This is a genomic window from Paenibacillus sp. FSL H7-0918 (assembly GCF_038007025.1).
Classification (GTDB): domain Bacteria; phylum Bacillota; class Bacilli; order Paenibacillales; family Paenibacillaceae; genus Paenibacillus_AQ; species Paenibacillus_AQ odorifer.
In genome coordinates, this window is sequence record NZ_JBBOWJ010000001.1 from 1249815 (window position 1) to 1263503 (window position 13689).

Annotated in this window: 7 protein-coding genes; 1 reads left to right on the top strand and 6 read right to left on the bottom strand. The window is 45.2% G+C overall.

Going from position 1 to position 13689, the window contains the following annotated elements:
* Positions 1–96 precede the first annotated feature (96 nt).
* Together MHI15_RS05745 and MHI15_RS05750 are read right to left on the bottom strand one after the other, a co-directional pair.
* Complete coding sequence (locus tag MHI15_RS05745) at positions 97–2307, bottom strand: helix-turn-helix domain-containing protein (protein ID WP_341164206.1); 2211 nt, start codon at positions 2305–2307, stop codon at positions 97–99.
* 338 nt (positions 2308–2645) lie between these two features.
* Positions 2646–6545: a X2-like carbohydrate binding domain-containing protein gene (locus MHI15_RS05750; RefSeq protein WP_341164512.1), complete on the bottom strand. Its 3900-nt coding sequence runs from the start codon at positions 6543–6545 to the stop codon at positions 2646–2648.
* Between the two features lie 365 nt (positions 6546–6910).
* Between MHI15_RS05750 and MHI15_RS05755 the strand changes: the two genes are divergently transcribed.
* Positions 6911–7753 (top strand): hypothetical protein, encoded by an 843-nt coding sequence (locus MHI15_RS05755; RefSeq protein ID WP_076128919.1) that lies wholly within the window; start codon positions 6911–6913, stop codon positions 7751–7753.
* A gap of 258 nt (positions 7754–8011) precedes the next feature.
* On the opposite strand, the gene MHI15_RS05760 is transcribed toward MHI15_RS05755, so the two are convergent.
* The 4 genes from MHI15_RS05760 to MHI15_RS05775 form a co-directional block, all read right to left on the bottom strand.
* Positions 8012–8410 (bottom strand): hypothetical protein, encoded by a 399-nt coding sequence (locus MHI15_RS05760; protein WP_341164207.1) that lies wholly within the window; start codon positions 8408–8410, stop codon positions 8012–8014.
* Positions 8411–8832: 422 nt separating this feature from the next.
* Positions 8833–10878 (bottom strand): carbohydrate-binding protein, encoded by a 2046-nt coding sequence (locus tag MHI15_RS05765; RefSeq protein WP_341164208.1) that lies wholly within the window; start codon positions 10876–10878, stop codon positions 8833–8835.
* 200 nt (positions 10879–11078) lie between these two features.
* Complete coding sequence (locus tag MHI15_RS05770; RefSeq protein WP_076219248.1) at positions 11079–12062, bottom strand: glycoside hydrolase family 43 protein; 984 nt, start codon at positions 12060–12062, stop codon at positions 11079–11081.
* Positions 12063–12108: 46 nt separating this feature from the next.
* Positions 12109–13668: a glycoside hydrolase family 43 protein gene (locus MHI15_RS05775; RefSeq protein ID WP_341164209.1), complete on the bottom strand. Its 1560-nt coding sequence runs from the start codon at positions 13666–13668 to the stop codon at positions 12109–12111.
* Positions 13669–13689 lie beyond the last annotated feature (21 nt).

A 13689-nucleotide genomic window follows, 5' to 3' on the forward strand; every position in this document is an offset into this window, starting at 1 on the left:
TAGAACGGCCATTTTTCCGAATTGCAGGGTTGAAATCAGAAAAAAGACTGCATCGTCCAAAGTGGACAGTGCAGCCTTATGTTTTGGCATATTTTTTTATTCATCCACAGATTGTCTATAGGCACTCGGGGAAACACCCATCAACCTTTTGAATGCGCGCCTGAAGGAATGTGAACTGTTGTAGCCCACCCGCACGGCAATCTCATCCACCGTTAATCCGCTCTCTTTGAGCAGGATGATGGCCTGATCCATTCTGACTTTTATCAAATGGTCGGAGAAATTAACACCCGTGACCTCTTTAAACAGCTGGGAAATATATTTTTCCGGCCGCTCCACCTGTTCCGCCACCCGGTAAAGGGTTAGTTCCGTATCCGAATAGTTTTTTGCTGTGTAGTCCTTAATCTGCTTGATGATTTGAATATGAATATCTTTCTTTTTATTCGCAATGAGTCCGCACAGCTCTTCCATAATGTCAAAAAATTCGTTCTGGATCGTCTCAAGCGACTCTGATGAGCCAATGTCTATGACCCGCCGTTTGACACTCTCGATATCTGAATATTCGGTAAATGCCTTTTGATCCAATAGCTTGAGAAAAGTCCCCTTCATTTCCCCGACAAGCTGGTGCTTCATTTCGATGGATAATTCTCGCTGCTCCATATTCTGGACAATAATCGCACGCACAATCCGTTTGGCTTCCTCAAGCTCTCCGGCTCGAATCGTGCTGATTAACCGTTGCTCCGAATCCAGCGGATAATAATAAGTTGTATTCTCAATTTGAGCTTCACTGCTCCAGATAATCCCTTTTTTATTCATATAAACAGCATATTCCAGTGCCTGCTTCGCTTGATCATACGAAAGGCTAACCTCTGTTACCTCTGTGAATAGATCCCCGAAGCCCGCCAGAATGGTAATGCGGTACTCATTAAAGACATTTGTAGCGAGCTCCTCCATCGTCTGGGTGATATTCGCTGCTTCCTGTTCCTTGTCAGCTCCTTCTTCCCTAGAAAAGAACAGCGTTACAACTTTATCAGAGCCCATATCCGTCATCAGGACATCCACGCCAAGCTCAGCCAAGGTCTGTTTCAGCAGCAGCCGGGAAGCACTCAGCTCGTTCAGAATTTCAACACTGTCCATACCCGCATAACCGTTAATCTGAACAATTCCTACGTAGCCAGTATTCTGATTCATGCTGATATCCGCCTGTTTGGCGGCAGAGATAATTTCATCCCGCGTTTTGAATTCACCGGCAATCAGCCGTTTCAGGAAGGCATCTCGGACCAGAGGAAGCTGGCGGTTAAGCTCGGACTCGAGCAGCTTATTTTTGGTAATCATATCGGCTATATTGCCGCTCAAAAAGTCAAATTCATTTCTCTCCGAGGCTTCTTCTTTGCCGAATTGCTCCTTCATGACACTGAGCATACGGTTGATTGGCGCGCTGTTACGGTAAGCTAATATCAGTCCGGCAATCAAACCGATAATTAGAGTGCCTCCCGTAATTTGTATGGAGATTCTCTTGATTTTGTTAGCATTCTCCATCAAAATATCTTGGGGAATCCCGGTCTGATACACCCAGCCATTGGAATCGGAACGGGTAGTAATCACCAGATCATCCTTATAAAACTGACTGACCTTGTTCTTATCAAAAGCTGGATCGTCGAGCATTTTGACCATTTTCTGCTCATCACTTCCTTGCAGAACAATCGTATTCCCTTTAGCATCACTAATATGCACCCAACCCCCATATCGCTCGGTCAGGCCTGAAAGCAGGCTGGAGATATTTTTTTCATCAATAATCACTACTGCGACAGCCGGCGAGGAATCACTAAAGCTATCCAAGGGGAGTGACTGCATATAGGTAATAACCGAGGTTTGCATCCCCCTGCTGACAAAATCACTAAGTGGCTTGATCTCGCTGCGGTGGGTTGTCTCAAGCACTTCTTTTCTCCAATCCTGTAACGAAAGATCCTTATAGTTGAAATTAGAATAGTAATGCTCCGGACGATAGGTCGAACCTGGGGTTAGGATAAGATTATAGTTGGCGAGGTAAATATAATAGTTTTGCAAAAAATCATTAGTCTGGCCGAAGGTCAAAACATTCCGCATCGTTTTCCAAATCCCATACACATTCGTCTCATTTTCACTTTCATTCATAAGAACATTTAGCTCCTGGTTGACCGCCAATTGCCTGGTAAAGCCTTCAACCTCCGCCATACGGCGCTCCAATATCTCCTGACTTTTCTGAAGCTGAGTGACTCCATTCTCAATCGAGATGGACTGTGTCACGGAGATCGAGGTTAGATAGGACATGTACCCGCCAATGCTGGGTATGACCAAAATGACCACATAAGAGATTAGAAATTTACGAAAGATATTGGAATATTTCAGCGTAGTTAGCCTCCCTCAATATGACATTTCGATAGCGCTATCATTACCATAGATTAAAACATTTTGCTTCATAGTCAAGGGTTTGAACTCACTTCACCCTCCTGCACCTCTTCAGAAATGGAAAAAAAACAGCGATCTACGCCGTTATCACTGCCTTTTATCGGCAATTCCGATATTTTATCTATAGTGCGTGACCCTCCTGTCATTTAGAAAAAAGGGGCCAGTAACGGCCCCCCTTCTTCAATGCTTTGGCTAGACAATCAGTTCTTCTTCTGATCTCTGGCCTCTGATCCAGATGTAAAGACATGATCCGTCGAAGCTTCTTCAATGTCGCCGAAGGCCCAATGCGTTGCCGGAACATCTGCCCACTGTGGATTTGTTACATTGGTTAGAGGACCTCTGCCCAAAGCCCTATTCATAACCACAACAGCTTCGGCACGAGTAAGCTTGGCATTAGGACGGAAAGTCCCGTCATTATAACCAGTCAAAATGCCCGTACCTTGGGCTTGCAAAATCGCCGCCTGTGCCCAATGTCCATTGATGTCAGAGAAACCGGAGCCCTTCTGCGTCGAAACCGTTCTAACCAGGGTCACCAGACTGGCCATTTCTGCACGCGTCAATGGTTGATTAGGTTTAAAGGTGCCATCGCTGTAACCCTTCATTAGTCCCATCTTCGCTGCTTTAGTTATGGCATCAGCACCCCAGTAACCAGAAGGCACATCACTGAACACAACCCCTGCTCCAGTAGCTCCCTTCTCAGCAACATTGGCAAGAATCGTTGCCATCTCAGCACGCGTAATTTCGTGCTCCGGCTGGAAGAACCCACCCGGATAACCTTTGATATATGCGGTATGACGGATCGGATTAGACTCGCCATTCCCTGCAGATCCATCCTCGTTTCCAGTTGCCGGAGTTGGCGTCGGTGTCAGGGCAGGTGGTGTAGAAGATGGCTGAGCTGGAATGTACGAGCCACCTGAGTCCGTTGATGTTGATGTTGGTGTTGGTGTCGGACTTGGCGTTGGTGTCGGAGATACAGCAGGACTCGTTGAAACTGTGAATTTCAATTGATCCGTCAGCATGAAATCACCAGATTTCTTCACAGCTTTAAGCGTGTGTATCCCGCCTTCCAATCCCGAAATACTATAAATTTCCTGACGGGTCAGGCGGCTCTGACTATACGCATTTACAGTTTGGACCCGTTGTCCATCCACAAAAATATCCATATCACCTTGCTCTGGACCCATAGGTGTGATCAGGCTGATTCCGGTACCCTTGAAGGTATATTCAAAGAAATCACCGTCCACTGATGTGGAGTGAACATCGTTAAGATAATCTCCCTCCACAGTAAACTTAAGGTTCAGCGTCCCCACTGGCTGTGCAGCAAGATAAGATTTATTCAGTGTAACACGGTTACCTGCTACTGAATAATCAGTCCCGAGAACCAGATCATATAATCCGTTAGTAATGCCGGCAAAGCTTTCCGCTTGCTGCAGTAATGTCACCTCAATATCTACCTGAGCGGAAGCAGCTTTATCAAAGCTGGCAGCGATCGGATTAATCATATTCGGAATTTCTACCTTAAGCATATCAAGGAGCATAAATCTGCCTGATTTCTTCACAACCTTGAGCGTGTGCATTCCATCCGGTAAGCCAGAAATGCTGTAAAGGTTCTGAAGTGACATTTGTCCATGATGATAGGCACTGACGGTTTCCTTAAATTGATCGTCAACATATATATTCATATCCCCCTGTGACTCATCTACCTCTGTGAACAGCTGAATCCCCGTTCCTCTGAAGGTATATTCAAAAGAATCACCATTCTGCTCCGTATATTGCACATCGTCTTTATAGTCACCCAATCCTCTGCCACTGCTGCGGTTCCAAGTGCCATTGTACTTAACTGTCGAATCATCGTTATTTATCATCACATAACGAATGCCTGTAGAATCACTAATTTGTATCGACAGAGTCTGTGGATCACCAGCGTTAAAAATGAAAATCAAGTCGGTTGTGCCTGCCGGCTGCTGCGCAAGGTATTGCTTATGAATGGTCAATTTATCATTCGTCACCGTAAAATCGTCTTCCGAAAGTGCCTCGCCATTATTTTCAATACCGCTCAGTGTATTACCATTCAAATTCAGAGTGACAGTAACATCCTCTTGTTGTTCTATTGCTTGGTCGAATCGCGCAGATATCGGAGTAATGGTACTATTCTGTTCTCCTGCTGGAGTTTCTGTAGTCACCTTAAATGCGTCAAGCAGCATAAAATCACCTGAGCTTTTGACCACTTTAAGCGTGTGAGAGCCGTTTGCCAGTCCCGAGACACTGTACAGATTTTGCTGTACCTCTCTTGATCCAGTTTTATAAGCACTAACGGTCTGTGCAGCCTCATTGTCCAGCGTAATAATCACATCTCCCTGAGATTCATGCTTTTCGGTCAGCAGGTCAATGCCAGTGCCCGTAAAGGTGTACTCAAAGGAATCCCCGTTCTTCTCGGCATAATGCACATCGTCTTTATAATCACCCAATCCTCGAGATGAGCTTACCTGCCATGCGCCATTATATTTAATGCCGCTGTCATTATCATTAATGTAAACTACATTGGTGACCGTTGCCTTGTTCGCAGCAGACGAATTCTCAGACGGGTCAGTCCCATAGTTCATAACATCCGATTGTGAAGCCATCGACGGAGCAAACGAGGAATCCTTGATCGTAATGCTCAAATCCTGCTTTCCTTCTAGCAGCTCTTTGCCGCCATTACGCTTCCAATCCCCGCTGTAGCGCATACCTGTATCATCATCATTGACTGTAGAGGTGCCACCTAATGCTGTAACTTTAAGCATCCGTGACGCATGAGGTTCAAGTATGCCTCCGCTAAATTCCTTCTCAAAGTCTCCCAGCTCAGTGTGACTCCATAAATCGCGAACAGATGCCGGGCCTTCAAGGCCGAGATCACTCCATTTGACTTTCACCTCCGCACTCCGACTGCCCAGATTGAACAGAGCTACGCTGTAAGTGCCATCTCCATTATTGGCATACCAAACCTGCTGCTGGGTATCCATAGATACCGGATGGCCTGGACGTCCTGCCTGATTTACGGCAATTACCTCATCATTGGTAAGCAATTCTAGACCATAGCTGTCCAGCCTAGTCATGTCATTCCCTGTATACAGTGGTACGGAAGAGATTGACCAGAATGTCATCGCGGATTTCCGCTCGTCTTTGGTCAGACCATCCATAGATCCGTTACCAACGTTCAGGGAATCAAAATCATTCCAACCCCCAGGACCTGCATCCCTCCACCAAAGTGCTGCTTTGGGGAACAAGCGGGAAATACTCGGCCAGGCTGTCAGCCCACTGCCATCGTAAGCTTCCACATCCCAGTCAATTCGCCAACCGTTGGCATACTTTTTCCAGAAATCCACGTAATTGTGATCGAGCGCCCAGGACAGCTCAAACCAGATGTTATTTCTGTCAAAAGCCTTAGACCATGCCTCTACATCGCCGCGCGCATCACGGCTCAAGTTGTCAATCCCCGAGCCAGGAGTCACGCTGTCAAATTTGACGAAATCAATGCCCCACTCGCCAATCATATCGGCAATAGAATCCACATACTTCTGGGCACATGGATTCGTGAAATCAATTTTATAAGTGTAGGAATTCCAATAATCCATAATAGTAAGCGGCTTGGCTGTAATGTCCTGTATACGGCATTGGCCACCAGTCCCGTAAATCTCAAGATTCCGATTATAGGCATCGATGGATACCCCCGGAATCATATAGATTCCAATTTTCTGTCCATTATTATGAACATAGTCGATGACCTCTTGAAATCCGTTAGGATATAAGGTCTCACTTGGAATCGGTCTGCCGTATTCATCCATGTCGCCATTCCAGCCCGCATCAATATTGATGTATTCATATCCATGGGCTTGCAACTTCTCATGCATAACATCCGATTGTTTCTTAATGCTTTCGGCCGAGGTCCAGTTACCTGCACCGTCGTACACCTGCATGCTGTAACTGCTCCAGCCCATATACGGCTTTTGCGCCATACTTTTCTCAGCTGCTAGTGCCACATTGCCCTGCGTTCCTGTGAAACCGAACTGCGCTGCTGCAATTATAAATACCAACAGGCTCATTCCCAGCTTTTTTCCCATTCGCTTCAAATCATCCTTACCCCCTCATGAAATGTGGTTAAAATTTCTTTGACAGCGCTTTCTTTACGGGATGATCATAAAGGAAGAACGAGTTCCACGATAGGTACATTTCCGCATTTTACGTACAAATAACCCAAAAACCAGGGGACAAATGAACAACGGAACAAACATTATTCCTTCAACACTAGAAACTTAAGGAAGCTAATGGGGGCTGGATGTATTTTGAAAATTATTAATAAAGACCCTTTTGACCTTATGTAACGTGATGGAAATCACATGATTTAATGTAAAATAAATGAATAATTTAGAAATGAAATACAATTATCTTAATCGATGCATGATATGCTCTAGAAAGGGAGATAGGATTGAAGTTGGATTTGGAAGAGTTGAATGTGGATTCCTTGATTCAGATGCTTAAGGCATCATTTTCATTTGAGAATTGGGATGCCATGATTGAAATTGCAGACAAGCTACATGAACAAATTTCCATCATATATGAAAACAATAGTAACCTCATAAGAGGTCCTAAACTGAAGCGGAGTATCCCCTATTATTTTGGATATAGCTCCTGCGCAAAAGGTATAGCACTACAAAAGTCCGGTAAGTATGACGAGGCAAAACTATGTATTCAGAAGTATGCTGACCTGGGCTGGATAGTAGGTTTAGATGAAGAGGCCATTTATGAAGTCGAATATTACCGCAATATAGCAAAAGCCAATTCATACGTTATCGATCTGCTGGAAGGCAAAATGGGAGTGCTACATAAATACGTTGAGTTTATTAGAAAAAGTGATGATGAAGAATTATTGCCGGGACTCATTACAATCTTAGAATCTTCGATAATACATGATTATTCCGTTGATTGGATTCTGAAGGAATTCAAAATCAATGTTGATGACATAGGAGAACATGAGACTATTGTGAATATCAAATACCATGAGGATTACATTTATTTGCTGGCGATGTACTACTATAAACAAGAGAATATGTACGATACAATCAACACTATTCTAGAAATCTTGTTATTAAGCATCAAGCTAGACGATGATACAGGCTTCAAAAAATCAGCAGCGCTCTTTGAACTCCTTAGAGACCACGCCGATCAATCACAACTCAAAGTGCATCACAACATCATGAAAACAATAATCGAAAAAGAGTTTACCAGGTCCTTCAGCTCGCGAATCGAGTTCAGCAAAATACACAGTTAAGCATCACGGAGGTCGTCGTTGATCGGATTATAAAGTTGGTTATAAAAAAGGAGTGGTTCTCCGGTTAATGGGGGGAATCACTCCTTTGGGTGTATTGATCCGGACCGGACCGGTCCGCTCGATCCTTTGCTTTCTGCGGGATTTATCCCGTTTATTTCGCCACATACGCTCGATCACCTGCATTCTGCGGGATTTATACCGTTTATTTCGCCACATTCGCCCGATCAGCTGCATTCTGCGGGATTTATACCGTTCATTTCACCACATTCGCTCGATCAGCTGCATTCTGCGGGATTTATACCGTAGATTTCTCCGTATTCGCCCGATCAGCTGCATTCTGCGGGATTTATACCGTTCATTTCGCCACATTCGCTCGATCAGCTGCATTCTGCGGGATTTATACCGTTCATTTCGCCACATCCGCTCGATCAGCTGCATTCTGCGGGATTTATCCTGTTCATTTCTCCACATTTGCTCGATCCGGTACATTCTGCGGGATTTATCCCGTTCATTTCTCCACATTCGCTCGATCCGGTACATTCTGCGGGATTTATACCGTTCATTTCCCCGCATCCGCCCGATCGACTGCATTCTACGGGATTTATACCGCTCATTTCTCCGCGTTTTGCTCGATCCGGTAACATCCACTCCATCCACCACAATCTAATGCATTTTTGCCTCTCTTTTCGCCACATCCGCTCCATTCGCCTCATTTTAGGGCATTTTTACCTCTCTTTTCGTCACATCCGCTCGATCCGCCACATTCTAAGGCATTTTTGCCTCTCTTTTCGCCACTCCCACTCCATCCCCCACATTCTAAGGCATTTTTGCCTCTCTTTTCGTCACATCCGCTCGATCCGCCACATTCTAAGGCATTTTTGCCTCTCTTTTCGCCACTCCCACTCCATCCGCCACATTCTAGGGCATTTTTGCCTCTCTTTTCGCCACTTCCGCTCCATCCGCCACATTCTACGGTACAACTCCCGCTCCCTTTTCGCCGCTTCCACTCCAGCCGAGGTCTATCTGCCCGCCCCAGCATAAAGGTTTTTCACTCCCCCTCAGAACCTCGCTTAATAAAATCACTTAATAAACTTGAACCCATTAAGATTCAATAAATATCCGCTAGAACCGGTAAATTTTAGATATACATTATGCGTGCCGGTGGCGCCGCTGATTGCACATGTTTTAGTCACCCAGGTCTGCCAGCCGCCTGTTCCCGCTACCGGACAAGTTCCAACCAGAGTTCCAGTTGAGCTGTCCAGTCTAATTTCGATAGTTCCTCCCGATGTACCGCTCGCTACTCTTGCTTCGAAACTTGTGGGTCCGACGCTTCCAAAGTTAACATTATTAAACGCGATATAATCGCCATTCTCTATATAGCCGACATTCTGACCGTCTTCGGAACTCGCTTCATTTTTCACACCAGACATGCTGGTATAACGTTCTGCTTCGATCGTCGAATAGGCATCATAATAATTTGTTTTTAACCACTCCGCAGTGTTCCAAGAAACTTTTGAGACCCCGGCATATTGATTTACTGTGGAGACAACGCCAGATAGAGGAACTGTTTTATAAGCATAAGGCAATTGCTCGTTATACCCATAAGTGAATGTAAAAGGTGTAGATGGCGGGTTTGATTTACTCATATTTTCAATTCCGACTATTGATGATGACCAAGCCCACTGGCCAATGGTTGCTTTGTTATTCCAATTCATTCCGTTAGTAAAGGCATTAACGCCATTATTATCCCAGCTGCTGCCTGTATAGGTTGTTCCGCTACTAGTTGTTACTGTAGAATTTACAATTAAACTATGGTTCATCGCATCCTTAAACAATACGTCAAAAGGTGCATTCATATTAGCAGTATCATCCCCTTGAAGCTCCGCACCAATCAGCGGTTCATTAAAAGCATTATAGACATTGGTGTCCCCCGCTATAGAAGCTCCATTTCTGGCGTTCATTCCACGCGATAATTTATCATGGCCATATTTGGAGATTGCAGTAACGCTGTCGAGTACATTCTGATGTGTAGAATTATCAAAAGAATTATTAAATAGATGCCCGACTCCTTGACGAATCATTGGCAGACGCGACCCAACATTTGTATAACGATTGTATGCTAAAGTTAAGCGAAGTCTTTGATTTCCATCTTTAATTTCCACACCGTTAGAACCCACATAATTCGTATAATCCTTGTCACCCGATCCTACCAAATGAACTTTGGAGTGATAGGCGGCATAAGCCATAATTTGATTTTTGGTAGCCCCTTCGTTACGCATTTTATAATAAAGGCTGGTGGAGGAGTTCAGTGATCCTGTTGCATATTTTTGCTCCATATATTCAATTGACTTATAAATAGAGCTACTAGTCGCTGGATTTTGAGCTGCCGCTAGACCAAATTCGTTCCAAGAATAAGTTACATTCGTTGAACCATTTTCCATATCAATCATTCCATCCGCGGCTATCGAAAACTTACAGTGGTCTATCCATACATTGTTTGCGCCATTTACCTTGATAAAAGTCCAGCCTACCTCTTTGTGCTCACCTGTATCATCCCATTGCCACATTTCATCAAAATTGAGATTTCTAATGACAATATCGTTCACTGAGCTCTGCAATTTTAATTCTGCGTGTTTAATAGTTTTACCTGGAGCTGAAAAAATCGTTAATCCATCAATATTGGCTATGCTTAATTTGGATACACCGGAGGTTATTAAGAGTGGGTTCGTGAATCCGTTTGATGGATCAGGATATTTTGTAACAAAGCTATATTTTGAAATTTCAGTAGAATTTAGTGCTAATTCAGTCCACCCTAAGTTTAGATTATCTGTAACTTCAATAACTTTTACAGCACCACTGCCTGCATCCAAGATTGCTTGTAAAAACTCTCGGCCACTGCTGACCGTTCGATAATATGAGGTACCTGCATAACTGCTTCTATCTTTTACACCTAATGATGCAAAACCAGGAACTGATAAAAAACTGCTGTCATAACCCTGCTCAACCTTAGACGCGTTAGGAATTGTATTTACCGCTGCCGCCTCTGCTTTGCCTGCTAGATTAGAACAAGTTAAAGTCACCAATAAACTTCCCAGCATTAAACTACGTAGCACTTTTTTAATCATTTGATCCGATCCCTCCTACTTATTTTAGTGAAACGACCTTACCTGAATGATCACCCCCTTTAATGAAAGCGCATCCAATCATGATATAAAAAGATCCCCTCCGATTGACGGTGATTAGACTCATCTACCATGAGGTCTGTTTCCACTGCCTACCTGAGGGGAATCCTACAAAACCATTCCTTGTTGCCATACAAGTCTATCTATACTAAATTTGGATCGATCATTCGCAGCGTTCCGTCCGCATTATACTTTAATTCAGTAACCTTCACACAGCGCTTATGGCTCACACCGTCCGACAAAGAACTATCATGATAAAATAGGTACCATTTGTCCCGAAAGTTCACGATGGAATGATGCGTTGTCCATCCGATCACCGGGGTCAGAAGTGTGCCTTGAAACGTAAAGGGTCCCAGCGGATTGTCTCCAATGGCGTAGACGATTTTATGTGTGTTCCCTGTAGAATAACTGAGGTAGTATTTCCCCTCGTATTTATGCATCCAAGGACCTTCAAAAAATCTTCGTTCTTCATCGCCTGCCAGAATAGGACGTCCTTCAGTATCAATGATGGAGATTTCCATTAATTTGTCCTGAAAGGACAACATATCCTTGCTTAGCTTTGCCACGCGAGGTCCCAATGCAGGTTCGTGTGGAGCCGGCCCTGTGCCATCAGGCATGTAGGTATCCGTACTCCACTTCTCCAGCTGCCCCCCGCGAAGCCCTCCTAAGATCAGATAAACCTCGTCGTCATCGTCGTTGAATACGGCCGGATCAATGCTGAAGCTTTCCTCCATGTAATCCGCCTCCGGCGTAAAAGGTCCCGCCGGTGAATCCGCTGTCGCCACACCAATCCGAAACACCCCGCTGAGATCCCGCGCCGGAAAATAAAGATAATATTTGCCGTTTCGGAAGCCAGCGTCTGGAGCCCACATTTGCTTGGATACCCACGGGACATCCTTCATATGGAGTATTTCACCATCGTCTACGAATTCTGCTGACCTATCATCCATAGTTAGAACATGGTAATCCTCCATAGCATAATGATCTCCATCTAAGTTGTTGGGAACGCTGATTTCAAGATCGTGAGACACATAAATATATAGTTTATCCTCAAAAACATGAGCCGACGGATCAGCAGTGTAAATATGTTTTACCAGAGGCTCATTCCGCTTCGAAACATTCAGCATAAGCTTCTCCTTTGTTTTGGGGTTATTCGGTTACTTGGTTATTCACTTACTTGGTGATTCGGAACCAATCGATATCAAGATATCCTCCATTGCCGGAACCTACGGCAAATAGACCTGTCTTAGCTCCCACCCAATGTCCTTCTATAGCTTGAAATGACTCTACAGGTACGGAAGTGAAGTCTGTACCCTCCAAGCTGTAGCCGAAATGGCAAGTCGCATCCTCTAATACCTCGACCCGCAAGAAGAGATTATCCGTGTCTATCAAAGGATATGACCACATTTCTGTCTCTCCCGTATCATCTCCTTGCATAAGCGATAGGGCTAGCGTCCCCTTCAGTTCTTGATCCTCTAATCTTCGTACCACCAAGCAACAATAACGATAACCAAAAATCATCAAACCTCCGGACTCCCCTATTCCCAAGCCCGAAGGGTCAACCTTGCAGGCTGCTGTAAACGAAAGTGCTGGGAATTTCTGCAGCAAGAGCTGCGGACTATGGTATAGCCCTTTGTTGTCTACGGGTTTATGTTCAGCATTTAACCGAAGATAGCTCTCTCTTGCCTCGAGACTATACCAAGACGATTTGGGGTTAGACTGCCACTGCCACTGCAATCCAAGCGTTGAAGACTCGAAATCGTCAGAAGTTGCAGGCACTGACACTGCGTATGCCTTCCCGACCTCAGGCTTTCGGTAACGTATCACTGGCACTCCAGCTCCATCGCTTGCTTGAAGCTCTCCCATCAAAGGCCAGTCATCTACCCAACTGACCGGCTGCAAATGAACGACCCGGCCATAAGGTCCTTTATCCTGGAAATGGATAAACCACGATTCGCCCGAATCCAGCTCCACTAGTCCGCCTTGATGCGGGCCGTTTACTGAGGTCTGCCCTTGTTGCAGAACGATTCGGTCCTCGTAAGGGCCCCAGATGTTTCGGGAACGGAACACTGTCTGCCATCCGGTTGCCACGCCCCCTGCCGGAGCAAGGATATAATAATATCCGTTGCGCTGGTATAACTTTGGTCCTTCCAGAGTCGGATGATTTTCGGTTCCATCATAAATAATCCGGCCTTTGTCCAGCAGCCCTTTACCGTCAGCGGACATTCGGCACAGCCGCAGCTTGTGCTTAATGCCGCTGCGGCTCTTCGCATAGGCATGAATCAAATACGCCTGTCCGTCCTCATCCCAGAAGGGACAAGCATCAATTAAGCCTTTGCCTGCCTGAACCAGATGCAATGGCGTCCATTCTCCGGCAGGGTCCACCGCCGAAGTCATCATGATGCCGACATCTGGATCGCCATAGAAGATCCAGAACTTCCCGCCATGGAATCTTAGGCTAGGTGCCCAAATGCCATTGCCATGCTGCGGACGGTCATACCCCTCCAAGTTCATCTCCAGCACAGCATGATTGATGATTGCCCAATTGACTAAGTCCTTCGAATGCAGGATCGGCAATCCGGGAATGTGCCCGAAGCTAGAAGCGGTCATATAAAAGTCATCACCGACGCGAATTACGTCCGGGTCCGAATAGTCCGCATGCAGGATTGGATTGATATAAGTTCCGTCTCCCTGATCTGAAACCCAAGGCTCTGCGTATTCTCCAAGATTCATGTAGTAATCCTCCCCACGTCC